At 48.0% G+C, this 25501-nt stretch carries 30 protein-coding genes; 28 read left to right on the top strand and 2 right to left on the bottom strand.

All coding sequences use genetic code 11. From position 1 onward, the window contains the following. Positions 1-141 precede the first annotated feature (141 nt). From V8F51_RS15785 to V8F51_RS15670, 24 genes are all read left to right on the top strand, one after another. Positions 142-804, top strand: a complete 663-nt coding sequence (locus tag V8F51_RS15785) for an HAD family hydrolase (protein ID WP_337101243.1) — start codon at positions 142-144, stop codon at positions 802-804. Between the two features lie 141 nt (positions 805-945). Further along, entirely contained in the window at positions 946-1377 is a 432-nt protein-coding gene (locus V8F51_RS15780) for a GNAT family N-acetyltransferase (RefSeq protein WP_337101242.1), read from the top strand. Positions 1378-1463: 86 nt separating this feature from the next. Next, complete coding sequence (locus V8F51_RS15775; RefSeq protein WP_337101241.1) at positions 1464-2054, top strand: hypothetical protein; 591 nt, start codon at positions 1464-1466, stop codon at positions 2052-2054. Continuing rightward, positions 2051-2539 (top strand): hypothetical protein, encoded by a 489-nt coding sequence (locus tag V8F51_RS15770; protein ID WP_337101240.1) that lies wholly within the window; start codon positions 2051-2053, stop codon positions 2537-2539. The genes V8F51_RS15775 and V8F51_RS15770 overlap by 4 nt, the downstream gene beginning before the upstream one ends. A gap of 102 nt (positions 2540-2641) precedes the next feature. After that, the gene (locus tag V8F51_RS15765; protein ID WP_337101239.1) at positions 2642-3385 is read left to right on the top strand and encodes a hypothetical protein; all 744 of its coding nucleotides are present in this window, start codon (positions 2642-2644) and stop codon (positions 3383-3385) included. Positions 3386-3405: 20 nt separating this feature from the next. Next, positions 3406-4089 carry a metallophosphoesterase gene (locus V8F51_RS15760; RefSeq protein WP_337101238.1) on the top strand — a complete coding sequence of 228 codons (684 nt, stop codon included), beginning with the start codon at positions 3406-3408 and terminating at the stop codon, positions 4087-4089. Between the two features lie 36 nt (positions 4090-4125). Further along, positions 4126-4734, top strand: a complete 609-nt coding sequence (locus V8F51_RS15755; RefSeq protein ID WP_337101237.1) for a transglutaminase-like domain-containing protein — start codon at positions 4126-4128, stop codon at positions 4732-4734. Between the two features lie 34 nt (positions 4735-4768). Next, complete coding sequence (locus V8F51_RS15750; RefSeq protein ID WP_337101236.1) at positions 4769-5701, top strand: ADP-ribosylglycohydrolase family protein; 933 nt, start codon at positions 4769-4771, stop codon at positions 5699-5701. Positions 5702-5775: 74 nt separating this feature from the next. Next, the gene (locus V8F51_RS15745; protein ID WP_337101235.1) at positions 5776-6297 is read left to right on the top strand and encodes a histidine phosphatase family protein; all 522 of its coding nucleotides are present in this window, start codon (positions 5776-5778) and stop codon (positions 6295-6297) included. Positions 6298-6344: 47 nt separating this feature from the next. Beyond that, a complete protein-coding gene (locus V8F51_RS15740) occupies positions 6345-7046 on the top strand; it encodes a GH25 family lysozyme (RefSeq protein WP_337101234.1) in 702 nt (233 codons plus the stop codon). A 25-nt stretch (positions 7047-7071) separates the two neighbouring features. Beyond that, positions 7072-8013 (top strand): aminoglycoside phosphotransferase family protein, encoded by a 942-nt coding sequence (locus V8F51_RS15735; RefSeq protein ID WP_337101233.1) that lies wholly within the window; start codon positions 7072-7074, stop codon positions 8011-8013. Between the two features lie 107 nt (positions 8014-8120). Further along, positions 8121-8879, top strand: a complete 759-nt coding sequence (gene hisA, locus V8F51_RS15730; RefSeq protein WP_337101232.1) for a phosphoribosylformimino-5-aminoimidazole carboxamide ribotide isomerase — start codon at positions 8121-8123, stop codon at positions 8877-8879. A gap of 84 nt (positions 8880-8963) precedes the next feature. Then, a complete protein-coding gene (locus tag V8F51_RS15725) occupies positions 8964-9302 on the top strand; it encodes a YrdB family protein (protein ID WP_337101231.1) in 339 nt (112 codons plus the stop codon). A gap of 36 nt (positions 9303-9338) precedes the next feature. Further along, positions 9339-9800 carry a YdeI/OmpD-associated family protein gene (locus tag V8F51_RS15720; RefSeq protein WP_337101230.1) on the top strand — a complete coding sequence of 154 codons (462 nt, stop codon included), beginning with the start codon at positions 9339-9341 and terminating at the stop codon, positions 9798-9800. A gap of 40 nt (positions 9801-9840) precedes the next feature. After that, entirely contained in the window at positions 9841-10386 is a 546-nt protein-coding gene (locus V8F51_RS15715; RefSeq protein WP_337101229.1) for a hypothetical protein, read from the top strand. Between the two features lie 7 nt (positions 10387-10393). Next, positions 10394-11203, top strand: coding sequence for a GNAT family N-acetyltransferase (locus V8F51_RS15710; RefSeq protein WP_337101228.1), 810 nt, complete (start codon positions 10394-10396; stop codon positions 11201-11203). A 26-nt stretch (positions 11204-11229) separates the two neighbouring features. Continuing rightward, entirely contained in the window at positions 11230-11583 is a 354-nt protein-coding gene (locus tag V8F51_RS15705) for a glyoxalase superfamily protein (RefSeq protein ID WP_337101227.1), read from the top strand. Between the two features lie 88 nt (positions 11584-11671). Then, positions 11672-12478: an inositol monophosphatase family protein gene (locus V8F51_RS15700; RefSeq protein ID WP_337101226.1), complete on the top strand. Its 807-nt coding sequence runs from the start codon at positions 11672-11674 to the stop codon at positions 12476-12478. Next, positions 12475-13044, top strand: coding sequence for a DNA topology modulation protein (locus V8F51_RS15695; protein ID WP_337101225.1), 570 nt, complete (start codon positions 12475-12477; stop codon positions 13042-13044). The genes V8F51_RS15700 and V8F51_RS15695 overlap by 4 nt, the downstream gene beginning before the upstream one ends. 28 nt (positions 13045-13072) lie before the next feature. Next, positions 13073-13804 (top strand): ZIP family metal transporter, encoded by a 732-nt coding sequence (locus tag V8F51_RS15690; protein WP_337101224.1) that lies wholly within the window; start codon positions 13073-13075, stop codon positions 13802-13804. A gap of 99 nt (positions 13805-13903) precedes the next feature. Next, on the top strand, positions 13904-14869 hold the full coding sequence (locus V8F51_RS15685) for a nucleoside hydrolase (protein ID WP_337101223.1): 966 nt from the start codon (positions 13904-13906) through the stop codon (positions 14867-14869). A 2-nt stretch (positions 14870-14871) separates the two neighbouring features. Beyond that, positions 14872-15384: an acyl-CoA thioesterase gene (locus V8F51_RS15680; RefSeq protein ID WP_337101222.1), complete on the top strand. Its 513-nt coding sequence runs from the start codon at positions 14872-14874 to the stop codon at positions 15382-15384. A 128-nt stretch (positions 15385-15512) separates the two neighbouring features. Then, positions 15513-15659, top strand: a complete 147-nt coding sequence (locus V8F51_RS15675) for a hypothetical protein (RefSeq protein ID WP_337101221.1) — start codon at positions 15513-15515, stop codon at positions 15657-15659. Positions 15660-15985: 326 nt separating this feature from the next. After that, positions 15986-17965 carry an acyltransferase family protein gene (locus V8F51_RS15670; protein ID WP_337101220.1) on the top strand — a complete coding sequence of 660 codons (1980 nt, stop codon included), beginning with the start codon at positions 15986-15988 and terminating at the stop codon, positions 17963-17965. A 79-nt stretch (positions 17966-18044) separates the two neighbouring features. Here V8F51_RS15670 and V8F51_RS15665 read toward each other — a convergent pair whose 3' ends face one another. Next, a complete protein-coding gene (locus V8F51_RS15665) occupies positions 18045-18923 on the bottom strand; it encodes an alpha/beta fold hydrolase (protein ID WP_337101219.1) in 879 nt (292 codons plus the stop codon). 91 nt (positions 18924-19014) lie between these two features. Further along, on the bottom strand, positions 19015-19440 hold the full coding sequence (locus V8F51_RS15660) for a MarR family winged helix-turn-helix transcriptional regulator (RefSeq protein ID WP_337101218.1): 426 nt from the start codon (positions 19438-19440) through the stop codon (positions 19015-19017). Between the two features lie 137 nt (positions 19441-19577). On the opposite strand from V8F51_RS15660, the gene V8F51_RS15655 reads away from it, so the two are divergent. From V8F51_RS15655 to cysI, 4 genes are all read left to right on the top strand, one after another. Beyond that, positions 19578-21044, top strand: coding sequence for an MFS transporter (locus tag V8F51_RS15655; protein WP_337101217.1), 1467 nt, complete (start codon positions 19578-19580; stop codon positions 21042-21044). A gap of 304 nt (positions 21045-21348) precedes the next feature. Continuing rightward, the gene (locus tag V8F51_RS15650; protein WP_337101216.1) at positions 21349-21624 is read left to right on the top strand and encodes a DUF2277 domain-containing protein; all 276 of its coding nucleotides are present in this window, start codon (positions 21349-21351) and stop codon (positions 21622-21624) included. A gap of 181 nt (positions 21625-21805) precedes the next feature. After that, positions 21806-23671, top strand: coding sequence for an assimilatory sulfite reductase (NADPH) flavoprotein subunit (locus V8F51_RS15645; protein WP_337101215.1), 1866 nt, complete (start codon positions 21806-21808; stop codon positions 23669-23671). A 33-nt stretch (positions 23672-23704) separates the two neighbouring features. After that, positions 23705-25429 carry an assimilatory sulfite reductase (NADPH) hemoprotein subunit gene (gene cysI, locus V8F51_RS15640; protein WP_337101214.1) on the top strand — a complete coding sequence of 575 codons (1725 nt, stop codon included), beginning with the start codon at positions 23705-23707 and terminating at the stop codon, positions 25427-25429. The last annotated feature ends 72 nt before the right edge of the window (positions 25430-25501 follow it).

Raw genomic sequence — 25501 nt, 5'->3', positions numbered from 1 at the left:
ATCCAGTATAGCTGTATGACGGGGGTTTTAAGAGGTGTCTATGCTGCAGAAATCCATTATAGCTAGCACGTTTGCACTTTTTTGGAAGGTTATTGCGCCCTGCTTGGTGAAATTAAATGGGTAGGAGGGGATGTGTTGATCATGAAAGCGATTCTATTTGATTTGGACAATACGCTATTGGACCGTAGACTTGCTTTTCGTAGATTTACAGAGCGGTTGATAGACAATTATATGATTATTGAGCTTGATTCGGACAAACCAGTCATCATAGAAGAGATACGAATTGCGGATCGTGAGGGGTATCGGGGCAAAAGAGAGCTTTATGCGGAATTGTATAACACATACCGATGGAAGGAGGGCGTTACGCCAGAATCGCTGCTCGCTTATTGGTTTTCGGAGTTTTTCCGCTGTACCGAAGTCATGGATGGCGCCATTGAAGCACTTGATTTGGTAAGGGATAACGGCTTGAAGCTGGGACTTATTACGAATGGCTCGGTGCATTCACAAAATGCGAAAATTGATTTCGCCGGATTAAGACATTATTTTGACGCGATCATCGTATCGGACGAAGTGCAGAAGAAGAAGCCTGATCCTGCGATTTTCGCTATCGCTGTGCAGAGGCTTGGCGTAGATCCAGCCGATGCGATCTATGTGGGCGACCACCCCGTTAATGATGTATTAGGAGCGCGCCTCGCAGGACTTCAATCGATCTGGTACCGAGGTAATCAGCCTTGGGACGAACGTTTGGATGAGGGAGAACCGGCACTAGGTCATTTTAGTGAAATGAAGAAGATTCTACCCTAAACGTTAACGACATCATCGAAAGGTCAGAGCATTGTACGATTTACAAGGATGATGACTTGATCTCGCACTTTTCTAATCCTATTGATGCAGCGTCAAAAATCTAGATTTTCGTATTCATTTTTCATAGGGGGACTTATAGATATGATACAGATACGCAGTTATCTTCCGGAAGATATTGAAGCTATAGCAGAGTTAATGCTGGATCTAGGTTATCCGTCTACGACTGAACAGATGAAATCGAGAATGGACCGTTTGGGTGCAAGCAATGAGAACGAAACATTCGTTGCGGTGATTGAGGATATAGTGGTAGGCATGATTGGATTTCGTAAATTGTATTACTATGAAGCTGATGGATTTGTCGTACATATTAATGTGCTCGTCACGAAGCATGAATATCAAGGCCGAGGTGTTGGCAAACAGTTAATGGCTTATACCGAGAGTTGGGCTAGAAAACAAGGCGCAAACGCATTGTATTTGACTAGCGGCATAAAGCCGGAACGTGAGCGAGCGCATACCTTCTATCGAAACCTAGGCTTTGAAACAACGGGCTACCGTTTCGTCAAGACGTTGTGAAGTGAAACGAAAGGAAGGTATCGCAATGAGCGGTAGTCAAGTAAATGTTTTGGTTTCAATAATCGAGTAAGCTAGGGGGAGTTAGGATGGGTTCGAGAGTGATGCATTACTGTATACAATCGTTATTAAGCGAGCGGCTAGATATTAACGACCCTCAGTTTTTTCTTGGCGGAATCGCTCCTGATGCCAATAAACCTCCAGGCGGGCCAAAGATCGAATCTCATTTTCTCCTAACGGGTGCGGATGGTATCGTTAAGTCTGACTTACGAGCGTTCAGGCAAAAGTATATGTCGGAGCAGCAGTTGCCCTTCTATCTTGGCTATTATTGTCATCTCATATCGGATGAGGTGTGGGTAGAGGATATTTATTACCCTAAAATCAAGTATTTGCCGCAGCCAGAAAAGAAACGCGCGCAAGAGAGCTATTATCGGGATTTCGTGCGGTTGAATGGCATGCTTATTGACCATTACGGCTTAGTGCTGCAAAAATTGGACGTTGCACCTGTCGACATAGATGAGATCGATTACCGGATGTTGCCCATGTTGGTTGATGATTTATATGGTGATTTTGAAAGAAAAGATGAGACGATGGATCAACAGCTTGAGCTTCTAACTTTTGATGAAGTTATAGTTTCTTTGGAGAGATCTGTAGCTGTTTGCTTGGAGCATATGCGATGAGATCACTTCATGCGAAATTCTCTGTTAACATTTCCGCGCTTCTATGTCTCGTTCTTATGTTTGGCGGCTGTTCGAACAATGATCGTGAGGAGTCGTTTGAATTCGTACTGAAATATGGTGTTATGTACAAAAATGAGCTGAATACGAACGAAAACACGTTTACGAAGGATCTAGTGATGGAGGGTGTTGTTACAACCGATCTATCACTCACAAGAGAGCAAAAAAACGATATTCGCAAGCTGATGGAGCAGATGGATATCGAGTCTTATAGAGGCATGAATGAGGGTAAAGTAATGGAGCCTTCTAGCGGGTTTCAGTTTGATATTCAGTGGAAAGGTAAGCAGCTTCTCATTGATTGGATAGGCGGGTTCGGAGACGATTCTAAAGCCATACAGATGCAAGAACTTACGCAGCTCATCATTGAAATGGTAGAATCGAATGAAGCCTATAAGCAACTGCCACCTATTCAGGGAGGCTACCTATAAGAAATGAAAATGAATCGTAGTCGAGGAATTCAGTTAGCAATCTCAGGGATTATTACAGCCTGCTGCGTGATTGGAACAATCGGATGTTCTCAAAATCATGTCTTGCCTGAAGTTATTGAAACTGTAGACGAAGTAAGGCCGGCGATGCCTGATCGGATTTCGTTGGCTTTCCAGCCGCTGGAGCTAATCGAGCTGCCTAGTACTGAAACTGCGCCAGGATGGAAGGAAATCAAATCGATTCCATTCGGATCGTTAGAAGGTAAGCCGTTTCAACTAGATGTCTACGAAGAATTGAAGTCTGACGAATCGCTGTTTACCATTTATAATGGAATTCTCAAAGTCGGTGATCAGACGTATCTCATTCGAGAGATATCTCAATCTATAACGGAATCCGGTCTGAGCCATTGCACAGAATTATGTGTTATCCAAAAGCTGTTTTCCGGTCAGGAGAGGTACGAGCTAATCGGCAGCGTACCGCTGTTCGCCAATGGACCGGGGCGTAATCTGTTTGTGGTATTCGATAGGACTGAATCGACGCTGCTTTCATTCGAGGGTTGGGGAGCGGGCAACTTCATGGATCTCGATGCCGACGGTATGGAGGAATTTATCATTGAGTTCCCGGGTTTGCATATGTCGTGGCCGGATTTGACCGTTATTCGAGCTAAGGATGAAGGACTTGAAATCAGCTCGTCGGTTGTCGATGCATTCGGCAGAAAACCTGGCGATTTCGCTACGCTTAATAAGGATCAATCCCCGCCGCGTATTCGCGTTGGAAATATAGCTGACGAAAACTTGAGCTATGACTATGAATATATCAATGGCGTTTTGCAAGCGGTCGGGGGTTAAAGGGATGGAGGCTGTTCAGTATGTTTATTACAGGTGATATCCATGGGTATTTCGATATCGGCAAACTGAATTCGAGACGTTTTCCACTAGGCAGAAGCCTTACGAAAAGTGATTATGTTCTTATTGCCGGTGATTTCGGTCTAGTGTGGGATAACAAGAAGGACGAATTATTTTGGCGTAAATGGTTGTCCAAAAAGTGTTTTACAACGTTATTCATAGATGGGAATCACGAGAATCATGAGCTGCTCGATTCTTATCCTATCGAAATATGGAATGGCGGCAAAATCCATCGAATCAATGATAGTATTATCCACCTTATGCGCGGACAAGTATTCAATCTCAATGGGAAGAAAGTTTTTACTTTTGGTGGAGCTGCATCGCATGATAAACCATACCGCAAGGAAAATGTAAGCTGGTGGCCGAGGGAATTGCCAAGCCATGAGGAATATATGGAAGGTCTCCTCAATCTTGAGCGAAATCAGTGGAAAGTTGATCTTGTCGTCACGCATACATGCCCTTCTTCTACCATAAATGAGCTGCAAGATATTGTGTCATATCCAATTGAAGTTGATGAGCTACATATGTATTTAGAGAAGATTAAGCTCCAACTCAGCTATAACAATTGGTTCTTTGGACATTTTCATAATGATCGCAAGCTATCTAACGATCTCACGTTGCTTTATAACAAAATGGTTGAAATATAAACGGGTTCACGAAAAAAAGAGCGAGGAAGTGAGTCAATGAAGCTAATAGCTGAATCGAACCATATGGCGAATTATTTGGCTGAACTGGATGAGGTGGATTACAGTCATCAAGAAATTCAAATGTTGGCGAAGAAGCTTTTCCAACGGGGCATGAATGAAGTTGAAATGACTGAAGCGGCATACCATTTCGTTCGTGATGAAATATCACACACCTGGGACATTCAAAGCGAGCGTATAACAAAGACGGCGTCTGAGGTGCTCAGATACAAGGAAGGGATCTGTTACGCAAAGTCGAATCTGCTGGCTGCGCTCTTAAGAGTTGTTGAGATTCCGACCGGCTTTTGCTATCAGAAGCTTACGTTAGGTGATACACCTGATACAGGCTACTGCATACATGCGCTCAATGCGGTATATTTGCGCGGTCATGGACGCTGGTTCCGGCTGGATGCGCGCGGAAATAAGAAAGGTATCGGGGCGGAGTTCAGCTTGGAGGAGGAAAAGCTGGCATTTCCGATTCGCCCGCAATATGGGGAGATCGATTATCCGGTTATTTTCGCAACACCTAGCGCAAAAACGATGGATGTGCTGGATCAACATACGAATGCCCTTCACATGTATGCGCAAGGGTTGCCGGTTGAGCTATAGCCATGCATGATCTTCGAATGGAGGCAATAACTAGATGAGCAAAGTAAAGGACGGTATTCTCGGGTTATGTCTCGGCGACGCATTAGGCGTGCCTGTTGAATTTAAACATCGCGATACGATAGCGAATAACCCGGTGGTCGATATGATTGGTTATGGCACTTATCATTTGCCTCCCGGCTCATGGTCGGACGACAGCACGATGACGTTCTGTCTGTTGGAGAGCTTAGCGACCCGTAAGAAAGTGGATCTCGATGATCTATCGAATCGATTCGCGAAATGGCTGTTCGAAGGCTATTGGACGCCTTATGGAGAAGTGTTCGATATTGGTAACGCAACTAAAGCGGCTATTATTCGAGTCCGTAAAGATAAGATAAGTCCTTTGCTAGCGGGAGACAGCGACCTATCTTCTAACGGAAATGGATCGCTAATGCGCATTCTGCCAATGGCTTTTTTCATGCGAGAGGCTTCTTTGGAAGATCGAATGAAAGCTGTCGCTGACGTATCCTCGGTTACGCATCGTCATCCGATTTCGATTATCGCTTGTCAATTTTACGTGGAAATAGCCGTTTATTTGCTAGAGGGTCATTCTTTAGACGAAGCGCTGGCCGGTACGAGAGCCGTTATTTTGGAACGCTATCGCACTGAACCTCATATGAAACCTTTCGATAGACTATTGTTTGGCGATTTCCGCTTACTCGGTGAGAGCGATATTGCGTCTAGTGGGTATGTCATTCATACATTGGAAGCATCGATTTGGTGTCTGCTGACGACCAGAAGTTACAGGGAAGCGGTCATGAAGGCGATCAACTTAGGCGAAGATACGGATACGACAGGCGCGGTGACGGGTGGACTGGCAGGTATTTACTACGGACTAGAAGCAATGCCGAACGAATGGATTGATTCTCTTGCTAGAATTAAAGACATTAACGAGCTGTGTGCAAGATTTGAATCTGGTTTGATTGAGTAGTTATTTTTGTGCTAAGCAGCTTGATTGCAAAAAGTAGGTGCAGGATGATAATCGGATTGGTCAGGCATTTTAAGGTGGCATTCAAATCGGAGCGCTCATGGTTAACTTCGGTGGAATTCGAAGATTGGATCAGCCACTATAATACAGCAGACGTCATTCCTAACGAGATGAAGTGGGATGGGACCCAGTGGGAGCTCTGCTTCAGCAGCGATCTTATTCGAGCGGAACGAACGGCTGATCTTCTGTTCCCTGGAATCGTAACTAGACTGCCTAGCCTAAGAGAAATAGGCTTAGAGCCGTTGTTCCGTTCGCGTATAAAGCTTCATTATAATTTATGGCTGCTGCTAAGCCGTATAGGATGGTTTTGTTGCCATCGCTCGCAAACGGAAAGCCGCAAACATACGGAAGCAAGAGCGGAGCAGGTCGTCATGTATCTCGAATCGCACCTGCAGTTGAATGTTCTTGTCATCTCACATGGCGCTTTCATGAACGCTTTGAACAGGGAGCTTATCAGAAGAGGTTATGCAGCCCGAACGAGAATGAAGATGAAGCCGGATAACGGCGTGCTCTATAAATATGAGAAGACGAGGCCTTGATGTACGGCCCCGATAGGGCTGAGATGAGACGGAGAGCTGGTGAATAGATGAAGCTCAAAAAGATCGCTATTATTGCGATGGTAGCAGCTGCAGTTCTAGCTTTCCTAGAATATAAGGGCTACATATGGCATACGAGTCTATTTGCATCCGGCTATGAAATTCGAGGACTTGATGCGTCGCATTATCAAGGGGAAGTCGATTGGCAGAAAGTGGCTTCAAGCGGTAAATATCAATTCGTGTATTTGAAAGCAACGGAAGGTCACGACTATGTAGACGATACGTTTAAGGGGAATTGGGAGGAAGCGAAGAAATCCGGGTTTATGACCGGAGCCTATCATTTCTTCTCCGCCAGAAGTACTGGCGTGGAGCAAGCCGAGTTGTTCATTAGCAACGTTCCTAAGGAAGAGCAGTCATTGCCGCCCGTTATCGATCTGGAAATAGCTTTAGATCATCCGGTAGAACAGATTCAGCGGGAACTCAAGTTGTTCAGTAACAGTGTAGAAACATATTATTCCAAAAAACCGATTCTTTATGTTACGTATGATACGTATAACAAATATGTATCCTCAGGCTTTGAGGATTACGATATATGGATACGCGATATCCTTAAGCCTCCATCTTTGAAAGGCGATAGCGATTGGCTGCTATGGCAATATTGCAATCGCGGCAGAGTGGATGGAATAGATGCGTATGTAGATATCAATGTGTTTAATGGAGATCAGAGCGCTTTCGACGCGAGGTTTAAGTAGCTTGGACTAAGGAAGGGGGAAAGCTATGCAAACGACCCAAGTACATGATTGGATTAATCGAGATATACAAAGTTTGAGAGGATACACCGTAATCGAGCAAGTGTATAAAGGCTACTCGGGAGATATGAAGTTTATTGTCAGCAAGCCGGATAATCGTTTCTTCCTAAAATGCTTCAGCCTCAGCGAAATGGATCAGAAGCAAGCCGAATACGAAGTGCTGAAGCAGTTGGAGACGCTTGGCGTGAAATGCTCGCATGCAATAGAAATCGGGCGGATGACGGGTGTCGCGCTAGGGTTTATGGTATTCACTTATGTGGAAGGTGAAGATGCTTCCGACATGCTGCCTCGCTTTTCTGATGAGGAGCAATATGAGATCGGACTGGAAGCGGGACGACAGCTGCAGCTTATACATCAGTTGAAGGCCGACAATAAGGTGGAGGATTGGTATAGCCGCAAGGCAGCTAAGCACCTCCGATATGTGGAGCAATACAGAGATTGCGGAGTGCGAATTGCTGGTGATTCTGCGATATTGTCATTTATAGAGGAGCATCTTCATTGGATGAACAATCGTCCAAATCTGTTTCAGCATGACGATTATCATACAGCGAACTTAATTGTGCGCAATAAAGCTTTTGCAGGAGCGATCGACTTTAACCGAATGGATTGGGGCGATCCTGTTCATGAGTTTTTGAAGACTGGATTTTTCAGCGCCGAAGTGAGCGTTCCGTTCTCCATTGGTCAGATCAGAGGTTATCATAACTTGAATGAGCCAAGTGAAGCTTTTTGGCAGCTTTACGCTCTATATGTTGCCATGTGTACGATCTCTTCTATTGTATGGATTATGAAGGTTAAGCCGGAGGAGCTGAAGATCATGATGGCAAAAGTAGAAAGAGTAGTCGCGGATCACGATCAATTCGCAAGCATAATTCCTCGCTGGTATCAATCATGGAACGGCCGACTTGCTTAATTGCGAGGTTCAATCTTTCCATAATGATCGATCTGAAGTAAAATGAAGCAAAATGGTTATGCCATCTAGGCGACTAGACTACATACAGGAAATGGTGGAGACAGCTCTTGAAATTCAAGCCTTGTATCGATCTTCATGACGGTAAAGTGAAACAAATTGTAGGGGAAACGCTTCATGCCGATCAAGAAGGCATCATTGAGAACTTCGTATCTACGCATGACTCCGCTTATTACGCCTCGCTGTTCAAGCGGGACAAGCTAACTGGCGGCCATGTTATTATGCTTGGCGGCGGCAATACGGAAGCAGCGATACGCGCATTGAATGAGTATCCGAACGGCATGCAGATTGGCGGCGGCATTAACGCTGAGAACGCGCAGCATTACTTGGATCAAGGCGCATCGCATGTAATTGTCACATCGTATATATTCCGAGACGGCAAGCTGGACAAGGATAACCTCGACAACATGCTGGCTGCTGTCGGCAAAGAACGTCTCGTTATCGATCTAAGCTGCAAGGAAAAGGATGGCAAGTGGTTCGTCGTCAGCAATCAGTGGAAGCAGTTTACTGACTTCGAGGTCAATCCAGACAATATCGCGTATTTGGAGCAGTATTGCGATGAGTTTCTCATTCATGCTGTCGATGTGGAAGGCAAGCAGCAAGGCTTCCAACAAAGCTTGGTGAAGTCACTCGCCGAGTGGGTTTCGATCACGACGACTTATGCAGGCGGCGTTAGATCGTTTGCCGATCTGGAGCTGTTCGCTTCGTTGTCAGCAGGCAAGATCGATCTTACGATCGGCAGCGCGTTAGATATTTTCGGAGGCAGCTTGTCATATGACGAAGTGGTTGCCTTTTGCGCTAATCGATAGTCAAGATTGTATAGGTCACGTCATTCCCTCTATAGCCTGTAAGGTGTAGGGGGATTTGTATGAGCAGACTTAAGGAGGGGCGTTATGTTTCGAGTCTTGAATCTAACGTTGCGGTTTTTGTTGGAAATCGTGATTATGATTGCCTTGTGCTACTGGGGATTTCATCTCGACGCGCCATTGTGGCTTAAGCTTATCGTTGGACTTGGCGTTCCGGTAAGCGCGGCTTATGCCTGGGGAAAGATCATATCGCCGAAGGCAACAGTCAAGCTGCCGTTCTACGGCGTATTAGCGGTAGAAACGATCATCTTCGGCTTGGCAATCGCTGCTCTGTTCGACTTGGGTCATGCAACATTCGCGATTGTATTCGGTATTGTTGCTATAATTAATCGTACGATTATTTTGACTCGGAAAATGCAGCCCTGAACTGCCGTGACATTATAAAATGAGGAGGAGTGCTCATTGAAATCCTATGAGGTGCAAGCGGAGCTGCTTAAGCATGATGGCATGGATGCCGCCTATATTGAATTCCCGTACGATGTATATAAGGAGTTTAATACGATGGGGCAAGTGAAAGTGAAGGCAGTATTCCGGGATGGAACCGAGTACAGAGGCTCGCTTGTGAAAATGGGCATGGATTGCCATTGTCTCGGCATACCGAAGGTAGTCCGCAGCAAGGTTGGTTTAGCTGCAGGAGATATGGTGAATGTCGTTATCTACCCAGACGATGCGCCGCGAGTAATCGACGTTCCGGCGGATCTCATGGCAGCGCTTCGCGGCAGCAAACTGGAAGATACGTTCCGTAATAAGCTATCGTACTCGAAGCAGAGGGAAGCGGTTCAGCTGATCGAGGATGCGAAGAAGGTTGATACACGCGTTAGGCGAGTGCAAGCTGTCGTAGAAAGCTTGCTGGCAAAGCGATAGTACGGCATTTTATTTGAAACATAGGAGAGGTGCAGCAGCTTTGACGAATCCCACATTTTCTATCCAATATCGATATACGTTATCAGACTGTTTTAAGCAAATATGGTCAGACTTGTTCGGCAAACATCCTTATCGCGTCATGGGCAATGCAATCATTACGGTTTGCGGTATACTGCTTGCGGTGAACACGAAGGAAATATTAATTACGATTAGCTTGGTTTGCTGGCTCATTTCGATTTACTTCGGACTCAAGTTGATCGTATCATTGGGACTTGTTCCGCTTTTCTTCTATCTCCGAATGAGAAAACATGGCGAGGTGCGGATGAATTACTCGCACGAAGGTGTGGAGATGACAACAAATAAGGAAAGCGGCTTCAAAGAATGGGAGCATTACAAGGAAATTATCGTGGACGAGAACAGCTTCCGAATGGTTCGACGAGACAATGTTAATACGCACAAAATATTACGGAATGTGTTCAAGGACGATGCGGAGTTCCAGCGTTTCCACACGTTCGCCCAGCAGCGTCTTCGTATAGCTGAAGTAAAACTTTCGGTTGAGGCGAAGACGGAGGCAGAGGAGGACTAACTCGCAAATGGAAGAGCAACGGCTATCGGACCATTTAATTGCACGTATCGTTCAGTCGGAGACGGATTACATGACCGACCGAATGCTTGCCATTCAGCAAAGGCTGGGCAATCCGGAAGGAATCGAGTTACGGCTTGCTGGGAATGCAACCTGTTACTACAGCGAGACGATGCCCTGGTCAAGCTTCAACACGGTAAAAGGACTGCGAAGCGCAGATCTGGAACATCTGGATTCGATCATTGACTTCTATCAAGCGCGAGGCCGCAAAGCTCATTTTGAAATAATCCCGTCGCTCGTCGATCAGTCGCTGCTTGGCGCGCTGACGGAACGCGGATTCTATCAATCCGGCTTCCATACTTCAATGTATGTGACTCCCGTTCCGCACATTTTTGCAGATGAGGACTCGCTTCGAATCCGGATGATTGAGTCGGATGAATTCGAATCGTATGCGCGTATCCACTGTCTGTCGACAGGGCTGTCCTATGACGGCATACCGCATGTCGCGCGCAACAACAAGGTGCTGTATGATCGCCCGGGTTGGTCGTTCTTTATCGCAACAATCGATAATGAGCCTGCTGCTGTCGGCGTGATGCATGTTAGCAATCTCATCGCTTCCTTCACCTTCGCCGCGACACTTCCCGACTATCGAAGGAGAGGTCTTCAAAGCCGATTGTTGCGAGAACGCATTCATTATGCGGCGCAGTTAGGATGCGAGCTAGCTGTAGCGCAATGCGGCTTCTTATCGTCAAGTCATCGCAATATGGAGAAGGTTGGCATGCGAATCGGATATGTTCGGGCTTCGTGGTCGCAGCGATAGATCTATAATTATTGAGGAGGCGTACCGTGAAGAGAGTTGTTCCTATTTTACGTTTTTTTGATGAAGCGCTAACGAAACGGTTTTATATCGACTTTCTGGAATTTACGGTGGACTGGGAGCATCGATTTGAGCCGGATATGCCTCTCTATATGCAGCTATCGAAGGATGATTGTATTCTTCATCTATCAGAGCATTTCGGAGATTGTAATCCGGGCAGCGCGATTCGGGTAGAGGTTGAAGACGCGAGGCGGCTACAAGAGCATTTGCTCGCCAAAACGTTTAAGTTCGCCCGGCCAGGCTTCGATAGCCATTGGAATCAAGTGAGCCTCACTGATCCGTCAGGTAACAAGCTGCACTTTTATACCGTGCAACCGCAATGAGATGATCCAAAAGAAGAAATTCATGTATACGATCGGTGTTTCTGAATATACAATGTAATCTCAGTCAGTAAGTTTTGGAGGTGCGATGATGGAGCAGCAAGTCGTTCGTATTGCAAGAGAGGTCGCCATATCATCGGCTTATGAAGCGGGTAGGGTCATTCGAGATCGATTCGGAATGCTGAACCAGGTTCGCGAGAAGGATGAGCACGGCGATCTGGTAACAGAAGCGGATCATATGGCCGAAGCCGTTATTTTACATAAAATTCAATCGGTATTTCCCGGACATCGCATTCAGTCGGAGGAAGCAGGCGAGATTGCCGCTTCAAGCGAATGGACATGGCTGGTCGATCCGCTAGACGGGACGAATAATTACGCGGTCGGCTTACCGTTATTTGCGGTTTCGATTACGCTTGTGCACCATGATAACCCGGTACTTGCTGTTATCTTTGAGCCGATGACGGAACGGTTATACGTAGCAGAGGCAGGTGAGGGAGCGACTTGTAACGGCAATCGAGTAGCGATAGGGGAGCGGGGAGCGCTTGCGAAAGCTAGAGTGGGCTGGATCCAAGGTCATCAGGTGCAGCATGATGAAACAGCCGCCAAGCTTCGTCACCACATTGATGCGTCATCGCGAAGAATGATGCGGTTATGGGCGCCGACTCTGCAATGGACGATGCTGGCTAGAGGGGATCTGGACGGTATTATCGTTTACAATTCCGAAGGCGAAGATCTGTATTCGGGGCTGCTCATCGTGCAAGAAGCCGGCGGCATCGTCATGGACTATGAGGGAAATCCCTTCACTGGGACGGGCGGTAGACCTTACTTGATCGCATGCCGCAGCGAGCATCGTTCTTATTTCTTAGACCTAGTCCGCGAAGGGCTGAATAAGCGATGAAGAGAGTGCTGATTATCGGCTCGGCGGGCGCTGGCAAGTCGACCTTGTCCAGGAAGCTAAGCCAGCTCATTGAGGTGCCTGTCATTCATCTTGACCGTTATTATTGGCAGCCGAATTGGGTAGCGACTCCAAATGACGAGTGGGATGAGGTTGTGAAGTCGTTCGCCGAGCAAGAGGCGTGGATTATGGACGGCAATTACTCTCGCACGCTCGATTTGCGCATTTCTCGAGCGGATACCGTAATTTTTCTCGATGCGCCGCGATTATTATGTATGTATCGTATAATTAAGCGCAGAATGCAATATCAAGGGCGTACGAGACCCGATCTGAACGAGCAATGCCCGGAGAAGCTGGATTGGTCGTTCATCGTCTGGGTATGGAACTATAGGAAACGAAACCGGCCGACGATACTCAGGAAGCTTGAAGCTATTGAAGGCGAGAAAACGATTATAATCGCCAAGTCAAGAAAAGAGGTCGAGGCACTGCTGGAGCAAATCCGCAAAGACCAGGCCGACACGGCTCCTGCGAATAGCGTTACGGGCAGCGGACGCGGAATGCATACCTAACAGGTGACAAGGAGAATCCATAAACAACATGACAGCGGCACTTATAGGCAGCTTTATATCAGCAATGGCAACGGTGCTCGGCGCCGTACCATTGCTGTTCGTGAAGAGCTTGTCCGAGAGATGGAAGGACGTGCTCATCGCTTTTACCGCGGGCATCATGGTGTCCGCCTCAACATTCGGATTAATGCCTCAGGCGCTGAATGAATCAGGCATTATCCCTCTCACGATCGGTTTGATGATCGGTATTATAGCGCTCGATCTGCTTGAGAAGAACATTCCGCATATTGATGTCGAGAATGAACGGGGCATTTCATCGTTTGATTCCAAGTCGTTACTTGTCATCATTGCGCTGTTCATCCATAACATTCCGGAAGGATTAAGCACTGGTTTCAGCTATGCCAGCGAAAATGCCGGCTTAGGTCCGATGGTTGCAATCGCTATCGGCGCTCAGAATATGCCGGAAGGACTTGTGCTCGCCATTTTCCTGATCCATTCGAAGGTAAGCAAGCTGAAGCTGATGCTTCTAGTTACGCTGACCGGCTTAATGGAGGTTGTATCGGCTATTGTAGGTTACTTCACGGCAAGTTACATACAAGAATTAATCGGCTATGGTCTGGCTTTTGCTTCCGGTGCGATGCTGTTCATTGTCTACAAGGAGCTTATACCAGAGACACATGGGCATGGTTATGAGCGATCGGCTACGTATTCGTTCATTATCGGACTGCTCGTTATGATCTATATTAGCTATTTCTTCGGATAATGAGACGGACATGGAGACGGGAGAGAGCTGTATAAAAAGTTTTTGGCAACATTCGCCTCTATCGATTACAATGGACGTACACGAGGGAGGTTTTATGACATGAGCAATCCATTACGTATGATATTAGATGTAGATACAGGCGTCGATGACGCTGCAGCTATATTGTTCGCACTGCTCTCGCCAGACATTAAAGTAGAGGGCATTACGACGGGATTCGGCAATATCGACATGGAGCAAGCGACGGAGAATACGCTGCGAGTCATTAGGCTCGCTAATTGCGGCTATGAAGTTCCGGTTGCAGCAGGCGCGGCAGCTCCATTAAAGCGTGCTTTCAAAGGAGCTGTTCCTCATATTCACGGACATAACGGCATTGGCGATGCGGACATTCCAAGATCGCCTCAGAAGCTACTCGAGGAATCGGCGGCTGACTTCATCATCCGCATGGCATCCGAGAATCCGGGCGAGCTGACGCTCGTTACGGTCGGAAGACTGACTAACCTGGCGCTTGCGCTGATGAAAGATCCGTCAGTGGCGGACAAGCTGAAGCGAGTGTTCGTCATGGGCGGTACGGTATTCGCGCCGGGCAATGCGACGCCGGTCAGCGAAGCTAATCTGCACGGCGATCCGGAAGCGGCAGCTCTTGTATTCGAATCGAATATACCGCTTACTGTCGTTGGTCTTGATGTAACGCAGAAGACAAGACTATCCCGATCGCATCTGTCCTACTTGTCGCAACATGCGTCAGAAGAGAGACAGCCGATCGTTAAGTTTCTAACGGAATCGATGGAGGTTTATTTCGATTTCTACAATAGGTCCAACAACTTCTTGGGTGAATGCCCGATGCATGATCCTCTTGCGGTTCTCGTTGCGCTGAATCCATCGCTTGTTCAAGTCCAGACGCTGCCAGCCGTTATCGATTGCGGCAGCGACCTGACGGCAGGGATGATAATAACCGATCGACGAGTGAAGCCAACGGTGGGACGTGCGGTCGAGATCTGCGTAGAGGTGGATTCAGAGAGAGCGATACAGCAACTGCTGTCCGTATATAGTAGAGGGGAAAGATAACGATGGAACAACGTTTTTCTAGAGAATCGAAATGCTTCAAAACCGCTCGCGTATTTCCGACTGATGTGAACAATCATAATACATTGTTCGGCGGCAAGTTGATGGCTTATATCGACGATATTGCTTCGATTGCGGCAACGAAACATTGCAGACGCTCCGTCGTTACGGCATCAACCGATTCGGTTGACTTTCTGCATCCGATTCGGCCATCCGACTCCGTATGTCTTGAAGCATTCGTGACGTGGACAGGCCGATCGTCCGTAGAGGTGTTCGTCAAGGTCATCAAGGAGGATTTGCTTAGCGGTGATCGAATCATAGCGGCTACTTCCTTCCTAACCTTCGTTGCGCTGAATGCGGATCGTAAGCCAGTACCGGTACCGGGCGTTACACCGGAAACCGAGGAAGAAAAGAAGCTTTACGAGACTGCGCCGCAACGCGCAGATATGCGCAAAATGCGCCGCGAAGAGAGCAAGAAGCTGGCGGATTTCCTAACGGTTACACATCCATGGGATTAAGGTAACCTTAGGGTCTCGTGATTAATAAAGAGCCGTATCGGGAATTCTAGGCTGGATCGCATGCTCTTGCGTACGTAATTACGTCTATATATGCATACATGCGAATCGAGATCGAGGAGGTCTGCACGATGGCTCGGAATAAACATCGCTCTTTCCAGGGCGAGCAGCAAGCGCTGGCGGCTAAGTCGAAGCAAGCGGAGGATAGTGTCGCGGCATCGACGGACGAGAACCGAAATCAGAAGGGGCATGTGCCAAACAGCCCGTCTACGGGTTAGCTCCGCGATAGAGAGCTGCAGCTGCCATCTGAACGGCGACAAAAAGCATGTCTATGTCGATCTTTTCGGCGTAAGCATGCTTTTTTTCGTTGCGCATACATATGGATTAATGGGTATGACTTTGCCGGCGGCAAGAATGCGTTTTTTTGTTACTCTTCTGTAACGACATTTTCATAAATGAGCTATATAATTAACCCTATAAACAAGAAGCAACTAGAAAGGGCTGTGCACCATGTACGACAACCGCCGAAGCAGGAGAGCAACACACACATCAAGAAGAAAGAGAAGTCATTATGGCGTTCCTTTAAAGAAAGGAAATGACCATTATGCCTAAACCAATCGGTAACAGCTCCCGTTATATCCCCGGCCTTGATGGCCTTCGAGCGATCGCCGTTCTTGCGGTAATCGCTTACCATGTAAGCTTTGATTGGACACCTGGCGGTTTGTTAGGAGTAACGATGTTTTTCGTCTTATCCGGCTATCTCATTACGGATCTGCTGCTTGCGCAGTGGTCCGAGCACAAACGAATTGATTTCAAAACCTTCTGGTTTCGAAGAGCGCGCAGATTGCTCCCGGCTATGTTCATTATGCTCACCTTAGTGTCGCTATGGTTATTTTTAACCGATACGGGCAGGCTTTACTCCATTGGAGGAGATATTGGCTCGGCGCTGCTCTATATAAGCAATTGGTGGCTGATTTTTCACGATGTATCGTACTTTGAATCTTTCGGTCCTCCATCACCGCTTGGTCATTTCTGGTCATTGGCGGTAGAAGAGCAATTTTATCTCATATGGCCTCTTTTGCTGTTAGGAGGGCTGCATATCGCGCGTATGCGCGGTCAACTGCTATCGTGGACGATCGCTGCAACAGCTATATCGGCTTGTCTGATGACGCTGCTCTACTCACCGGGCGAAGATCCTAGCCGTGTATATTACGGAACGGACACTAGAGCGTTCTCGCTGCTTATCGGCGCATCGCTTGCAATTGTATGGCCTAGCCGAAGACTTGCGGCCAGCATTTCCTTGAGATCGCGGGTCGCTCTGAATACGCTTGGTTCGATCGGACTCGGTATTATGATCGCGATGATTGTAATGACGAAAGAATATGATTCTTTCTTATATCAAGGCGGTATGGTTGTCGCATCAGTAGCGACAGCGGCCATTGTGGCCGCAATCGTGCATCCTGCCGTGAAGCTCGGCAAGCTTATAGGATTTAAGCCCCTGAGGTGGCTTGGCGTTCGTTCCTACGGCATTTATCTCTACCATTATCCGATTATCGTACTTAGTACGCCGCAAGCGCAATTCGGGGAATTCCACGCGGTAAGAGCGTTGCTCCAGGTAGCGGCAACATTGGCAATTGCCGAATTGTCATGGCGTTATATCGAAGAGCCGATTCGCAGAGGTGCGCTCACGAAGCTGTTCGCCGAGCTCAGAAGCAACGCGATGCTGCTAAGCTTTAACTTCCGCAAGATGATGATGTTACTGCCAACCGCGTTGTTAGTGACGGTGTCGGTATCCTACGCTAGTCATGCAGAGCTGCTGCATGAGGCTGCACTGCCTGCTGGCTCGATACCAGAACCGCCGTACAGCGAAGTAGTCAACACGCCGACGCCGAGCTTGCCGCCGAATGAGCCGGGAGACGGAACGCATGCCGGTTACAAGCCTGAGCCCACAAGCAAGCCTCCTGAGGAGCAGCCTACGGAGAAGCCGGTACCGACGACGAAGCCTACAAGCACACCGCAGCCGGATGCAACTGACCCTTCGGATCATCCTGCTACTGAAGCTCCGCCGCTAACGCAGCCGACGACTACGCCGAACGGTTCTCAGCAGGAGCAGGTTGTGAAGGACGATATCACGATTATTGGCGACTCGGTTATTCTGAATGCTGCACCTTATTTGGAGAAGCAATTCCCTAACCTAACGGTCGATGGCAAGGTCGGGAGACAAATGGCGCATGCATCCGAGGTCATCGATGCTTTCATCCAAAGCGGCAGACTAGGTGATATCGTCATACTTGAGCTAGGAACGAATGGCTCATTCAAGCCGAAGGTGTTGAACGCTTTGCTGGACGCCATCGGCTCGGAACGCCGTATTATGCTCATTAATACGCGCGTACCGCGCGAGTGGCAGGATGATGTGAACAAGACGCTCGCTGAAGCTGCCGAGAAATACGATAATGTATCGCTGATTGATTGGTATTCGGCAAGCAAGGACAAGGAACAATTGTTCAATAAGGACGGCGTCCATTTAGGTAAGGAAGGCGCAATCTATTTCGCCGAGATGATCGCCAAAGCGATTAAAGGCTAGTTGTTCAAGAAATACGAAGGCTATCATGCAAAGTCCAACAGACTTCGCATGATAGCCTTTTCTTGTTTCTGCTCGTGAACTAATCCCGACCTGCCTCATACAGCTTCCAAGCAACTTGCTTCGGCTGTGTCTTCGGTGTCGTCATATGATCGCCAGGCATCTTAATGAGCCTATGCAGACCGAGTCTGTTCGACATAAGCGGGTGGAAGCTATATTGGTCGGTTTGGGGAAGTAGATTGTCTGTGGTTAAATACAAATAACTCTTAGGCGTAGGGAGACTGTAAAACTTCTTGAGATCAAGCTTCGTGAAAGCAGGGACTGCGGGCTCGGGCGTAGTTGTGCGATACAGCTGTTCTGCGAGCTGGAGACTGGCTAAATTCGTGAAGTTTTCCCGGAAGAGTGGGAAGGGGAGCGTAATCGTGTCGTCTTTGGAGCTCTGTCTAAGCTGCTCGAACAGTGCAAGCGCCTGAGGTGGGAATTGTTCGGACAAGCTTTGACCGTCCTCCAAGACGAAGGCATTCATGAAGACAAGCCGCTTAAGCCGATCTGGAATTCGTTCCGCTACCTTCTGGATAACTGTCCCGCCGAAGCTATGGGCAACGAGAACAATATCCTGCAGTTGATGCGATACGATATCGTTCGTCACGGAGTCGACAATCATCTGATGCGTGACATTCTTATTGGGATCAGAGCCGTGTCCCGGCAAATTCGGCGTATAGACGACGTGGCCCATCCTTCTTAACTGCTCAGCAATGGGATGCCAGAAGGTGGCATCTGCCCAGGAGCCGTGCACAAGCACGAAGGTTAGCCGCTGGATATGCTCATATCCGAGACTTGTGTCGGATACTTGAGCCGCCGCCGGCCAGGCTATTTGAGGGAGCAGGGGGTGACGATTGTATTGAGGATTGTGCACATAGCCAACATTAGTGTAGCCATACGGATTTGAATAGGGATGCATATTCATTTTCCTTCCACGTGTAGATGCTCCACTATATGCCTAGATGTGCGGATAGGTAAATGATTTCACGCTAATGATTTACAAAGAGACTTCATTCCTCATGAAGCCCTTGTCGTATTTTCTGAAGCAGGGAGATGATCTGGTCTTCTTCTTCCTTATTCAAATGCGAAAGCATCACTTTGTTCGTATCGTCCAAAATGCGCTGCAGCGTCGGCTGAAATTGCTCAGCCTTTGACGTAGGGTATACTAGCAGCGATCTTCGGTCATTAGGGTCTGGCTTGCGCTCGATATATCCCTCCGATTCCAAATGCTTGAGCGATCTAGCGGTTGTCGCCTTATCGAAATTCAATTGTTGGGTCAATTGGTCCTGGTTTACCCCTGGTGTAGCAAGAACTGCTTTCAAGAAGCTGTACTGGCCGCCGCTTCCGATCCCATAGGGAGTAAAATGCTTGTTAAGCTCCTTTTGATTTTGCCGGTGAATATAAGAAATTAGCTTGCCGATCGGTTCATTTTTCAACTTGGCACCTCATTCCACTAACGTCTGCCGTTAGTTTAACTGAATTTTGTTGCGTGCGCAACTAACTGGTGATACAATAACGTCGTTAATAGTTGCGTACGCAACAAATTGCAATTCGCTAACAGGAGGCGCTTTAAATGAAGACGAATATGAGCACTTATCAAGAGGACGCCGCCGTTCAGAAGAAACGGTGGATTATCCTTATTGTCCTTAATTTATTTACGTTTATGGCGACGTTGGACGGCAGCATCGTTAATATTGCATTGCCCGCGTTATCGGATGACCTCGGCCTACCTATTGCAGAGATTGAGTGGGTAACGACAGCTTATCTCATGGCGATATGCGCGGCGATCCTTTTCTTTGGCAAGCTTGGAGATATGATTGGCAAAATAAAAGTATTCAAGCTCGGTACGGTCATCTTCATCATTGGATCGCTGCTCTGCGGATTCAGCGAATCGCTGCCTTTCCTTATTGTATCCAGAGTTGTGCAAGCAATAGGCGCTTCGATGACGATGGCGAACAGCCAAGGCATCGTTACCGATATTTTCCCAGCTAAGGAACGCGGCAAGGCGCTTGGATTAATCGGCACTTTCGTCTCGCTTGGAAGTATCGCCGGTCCGAGTCTAGGCGGCATTATCGTTTCCTCAATCGGGTGGGAATATATCTTTTGGGTTAACGTGCCGATCGGCCTTATTGCGCTCGTAATGGGCTGGAAGCTGCTTCCTGTCGACTTGGTCAAAGTAAAGTCCAAGATCGACGTTCCCGGCACCTCAATGTTCGCGATCTTCATCCTTACCTTGTTCGCTGGTTTATTGCTTGGACAGCAGACGGGTTACGGAAATGCATGGATTATTATATCTTTGGCCGTTGCAGTCATTGCATTCGTTATATTCTTGCGAATCGAGACAACAAGGGAAGAGCCGTTGCTTCAATTGTCACTGTTCAAAAACCCGATGTTCTCGGTCAGTATTTTATGCGGTTTTCTTGTCTTCGCCTCGAACTTCTGCGTGAACATTATTGCACCGTTCTATACGCAAAATATGTTGAACTTATCGCCATTCGAGGCAGGATTGCTTCTCATGCTGCTTCCAATCTGCATGGTTGTCGTTTCGCCGCTAAGCGGTGCGTTATCCGACAAAATCGGCACGGAGCTGCTCACGTTCGCCGGGCTTATCGTGATGTTCATCGCTCAGTTCGGCTTGGCTAGACTTCATGAACAAAGCTCCATTCTATTAGTAGGACTTTGGATTGGAATGATCGGGATCGGAAGCGGTTTGTTCCAATCGCCGAATAATTCACTTATTATGTCGCAAGTTCCACGCACGCAGCTTGGATCGGCTGGCAGCGTCAATTCGCTTGTACGCAATGTCGGCATGGTTGTAGGTATAACATTAGCAACTTCTATTTTATTCCACGTTATGAGCAGGGAAGCCGGATACCGGGTGACAGGTTTAGTCCCTGATCGTCCGGAGCTGTTCTTAAGCGGCATGCATACCGTATTCACGGTGTCGGCATGTATATGTCTCGCAGCGGCAATATTGACTGGTTGGAGGATGTACAGCTCTTATTCGGGCAAACGGTCGTTGTCCAGAGCTAAAGGATAAAAGTCAAGTCGAATCCACACTAATCTTGTAGGAAATGGCTAGATTACAGCAGCAGAATGTAGTAGGATGTAGTAGTGAAGTCGGACAAGCGTAAACGGCTATCGCCGTCCTTTGGCGGCGTAAGCTTTCGTTTCGCGGTGAAATATAGGCGTACGTATAGGAGTGAAACTCATACTTTCCTTTATTTTAAGAAGAAACCGCTGACGGCGTCCTATCTATAGACGCCAGCGTTTCGTCGAAACGTATAGAGAATGTATGAGAAAATCATATACTTTCCTGTACGTCAAGGAATGGGGAATAGTCGATGTGCAGAAATATTAAGACGTTATTCAACTTTGAACCTCCGGTCGCTGATTCAGAAATTCATGAAGCTTCGCTTCAATTCGTTCGGAAGCTGTCTGGCTTCCATACGCCATCCAAGGCGAACGAAGAAGCATTCCATAAGGCAGTTGATGACATTTCAGGCATAGCGCGGCAGTTAATGGATTCTCTCGTTACGAGCGCCGAACCACGAAATCGCGAGGTCGAGCAGGAGCGTGCGCGCGCGAGAAATCTCAAGCGTTTTGGACCGCAAGCGTAACCTTCCATTTGAAGGAGTTTGCCTTTTATCAGAATAACTAATAATAGTTATAAATTCATTTAAATTGCCCGCATAGCGATAGTTATGGTACGGTCATGTAATGAAAGATTCAATGCGATTAATGTCGATTAATGAAAAAATGAAGCAATTCTAAACAGGAAGCTGCGCGAGGTGGATACTATTGGAAATCCAGGCAACAAACAGTCCGTTTAATCAAGAGCAATCAGATTGGCTTAACCGTCTTCTGCCGACTCTGACGGATTATCAACGTATTTGGTTAAGTGGTTATTTATCGGCTGCGCAAAGCGCTGCATTGGTATCGGCGGGTTCGGCTGTTGCGATAGCAGAAGCGCCGCAAGCTGCAGGCCAAGCTCAAGTACAGGCACTCGCACCCGTTGCAAAAGACGTGACGATCCTATTCGGATCGCAGACAGGCAACAGCGACAAGCTGGCGAAGAAGATGGCGAAGCGTTTGGAAGGCGAAGGTTTCGAGGTAACAACGGCTTCGATGAACAGCTTCAAGCCTAACAATCTGAAGAAGATCAGTCATTTGCTTATCGTCGTTAGTACGCATGGCGAAGGCGAACCGCCTGATACGGCTATTTCTTTCCATGAATTCCTGCATTCCAAGCGTGCACCGCAATTGGAAGGTTTGCAGTATTCGATACTGGCGCTAGGCGATACGTCTTATGAGTTCTTCTGCCAAACCGGCAAAGACTTCGACAAACGCCTTGAGGAGCTGGGCGGTACAAGACTTGTCGACCGCGCGGATTGCGATGTTGACTTCGACGAGACGGCTACGGAATGGATCTCTCAAGTATCTAGCGCATTAGCGAATCTTGTGCAAGCGCAATCTGGCGCTGCAACACAAGCGGCGGGCAGTGCAGTCGGTCAACCGGCAGCGGCTGCAGTTGAATCGGAATATTCGAGAGCGAACCCGTTCCAAGCGGAAGTGCTTGAGAACTTGAATTTGAACGGACGCGGCTCGGATCGTGAGACTCGCCATGTCGAAATATCGCTGGAAGGCTCGGACTTAACTTATGAGCCGGGCGACAGCATCGGCATTATTCCTGAGAACGACTCGGCGCTTGCCGATGAGCTAATCGCTTTAATGGGTTGGCAAGCTGACGAGAAGGTAACCGTCAACAAAAATGGCGAGCAGCGTGCATTGCGTGATGCGCTGATCTCTTATTATGAAATTACTGTATTAACGAAGCCTTTGCTGAAGCAGTTCGCGGAGACAACTTCAAACGCAGAGTTGACGGAACTAGTTGGCGAAGGACAAGAGCAGAAGCTTAAGGCATACCTGAATGGACGCGACTTGATCGATCTTGTGAAGGATTATTCGCTTAAGGGATTGTCTGCACAGTCATTCGTCTCCTTGCTTCGCAAAATCCCAGCTCGCTTGTATTCGATCTCAAGCAGCTTGAACGCAAACCCTGAAGAAGTTCATATTACCGTTCGTTCGGTTCGTTATGAGGCGAATGGAAGAGATCGCAATGGCGTCTGCTCGGTACAGCTTGCAGAGCGTGTAGCTGCGGGCGACAAGCTCCCGATTTTCATTCAGAACAATCCGAACTTCAAGCTGCCGGAGAGCACGGACACGCCGATCATTATGATCGGACCTGGTACGGGTGTAGCTCCGTTCAGAGCGTTCCTTGGCGAGCGCGAAGAGGCTGGAGCAGAAGGCAAATCGTGGCTGTTCTACGGCGATCAGCATTTTGCGACGGATTTCCTATATCAAGTGGAATGGCAGCGTTGGCTGAAGGACGGCGTATTGACGCGAATGGACGTTGCGTTCTCCCGTGATACGGCGGAGAAGGTTTACGTTCAGCATCGGATGCTCGAGAAGGGCGAGGAGTTGTACAAATGGCTTCAAGAAGGCGCTCACGTCTACGTATGCGGCGATGAGAAGAGAATGGCGCATGACGTACATGCAGCTTTGCTTGAGATCATCGGACGTCACGGCGGGTTAAGCCCAGAACAAGCAACGGAGTATATGACACAGTTGCAACAACAGAAACGTTATCAGCGGGACGTCTACTAGACGTTCCCTGATCGCGAGGGGAGAATAGCAAGCATGTCGAAAAAAGAGTTTTATCCTCCGCACGATGCTCCGCATAGCGACGTCGAGCATATCAAAATTCGAAGCAATTACTTGCGGGGTAGTCTTGAAGAGACGTTGAAGGACCCGATTACCGGTTCGATTCCTGAGGATGACAACCGTCTTATGAAGCATCATGGCAGTTATATGCAGGATGACCGCGACTTGCGGAACGAAAGAGCGAAGCAGAAGCTTGAGCCAGCGTATCAGTTCATGCTGCGTGTACGCGCAGCAGGCGGCGTTGTTACACCGGAGCAATGGTTGATGATGGATACCGTTGCACACAAATATGCTAACGGAACAATCCGCCTAACGACGCGCCAATCATTCCAATTGCATGGCGTTCTGAAATGGAATCTCAAGAACACGATTCGCGAAGTGAATGATTCGCTGCTAAGCACGCTTGCGGCTTGCGGCGACGTTAACCGTAACGTCATGTGCAACCCGAATCCGTACCAATCCGACATTCATGGCGAAGTGTACGAATGGGCGAACAAGATCAGCACGCATTTGGATCCGCGTACGAGAGCGTACCATGAGATATGGCTTGACGGCGAGAAGGTTGTAGACAGCCTTCAAGACGGCGAAGAACAAGAGCCGATCTACGGTAAAGTGTATTTGCCGCGTAAGTTCAAGATCGGTATTGCCATTCCACCGTCCAACGATGTTGACGTATACTCGCAGGACCTTGGTTATATCGCAATCGTCGAAAACGGTAAGCTGAAGGGCTTCAATATTAGCGTTGGCGGCGGCATGGGGATGTCCCATGGCGATCCGAAGACGTATCCGCAAGTGTCGAAGATCATCGGCTTCTGTACGCCGGAGCAGGCTATCGACGTTGCAGAGAAAACCGTTACGATTCAACGCGATTATGGTGATCGCGCCGTTCGTAAGCACGCGCGCTTCAAATACACGATCGACGACCGCGGACTCGACTGGTTCGTTAATGAATTGCATGAGCGCCTTGGCTGGAAGCTGGAGGAAGCTCGTTCGTTCGAATTCGAATCCAACGGCGATCGTTACGGCTGGGTCAAAGGCAGCAACAACAAATGGCATTTGACGCTGTTCATTCAGAACGGACGGGTCATGGATAACGGCGACAACCGTCTGATGACAGGCTTGCGCGAAATCGCCAAGATCCATACCGGCGACTTACGCTTGACGAGTAATCAGAACTTGATTATTGCCAATGTCACTACGGCGAACAAGAAGAAGATCAATGCGCTAGCGAGCGAATATGGCTTAACAGACGGCCTTCACTTCTCCGCGTTGCGCAGAAATTCAATGGCATGCGTGTCGCTTCCGACTTGCGGTCTTGCAATGGCAGAGTCGGAGCGTTATCTTCCGACGTTGATGGATAAGCTCGATCCGATGTTGGAGGAGCTGGGACTTAGAGATCAAGAAATCGTCATTCGTATGACGGGTTGCCCGAACGGCTGCGCTCGTCCGATGCTGGCTGAGCTTTCGTTCATCGGCAAAGCGCCAGGCAAATACAATATGTATTTGGGCGGCAGCTTCACGGGTCATCGTCTGAACAAGCTGTACAAAGAGAATATCGGAGAGGCTGAGATTCTTGATTCCCTTCAGCCGATCTTTGCAAGATACGCACAGGAACGCAAAGCCAACGAGTACTTCGGCGACTTCGTTATCCGTGCCGGTTATGTTCCGGAAGTGCTGGATGGGCAGCAGTTCCATGCTTAATCAATAAGCTTCACCTCTGAATCCGTGAACAATATGCTTCACGGGTTCTTTCTGTATAATAGGAACTATAAG

The sequence above is a fragment of the Paenibacillus sp. YIM B09110 genome (assembly GCF_037167145.1).
GTDB lineage: Bacteria > Bacillota > Bacilli > Paenibacillales > Paenibacillaceae > Pristimantibacillus.
This window is presented reverse-complemented; position numbering and strand designations above follow the sequence as displayed.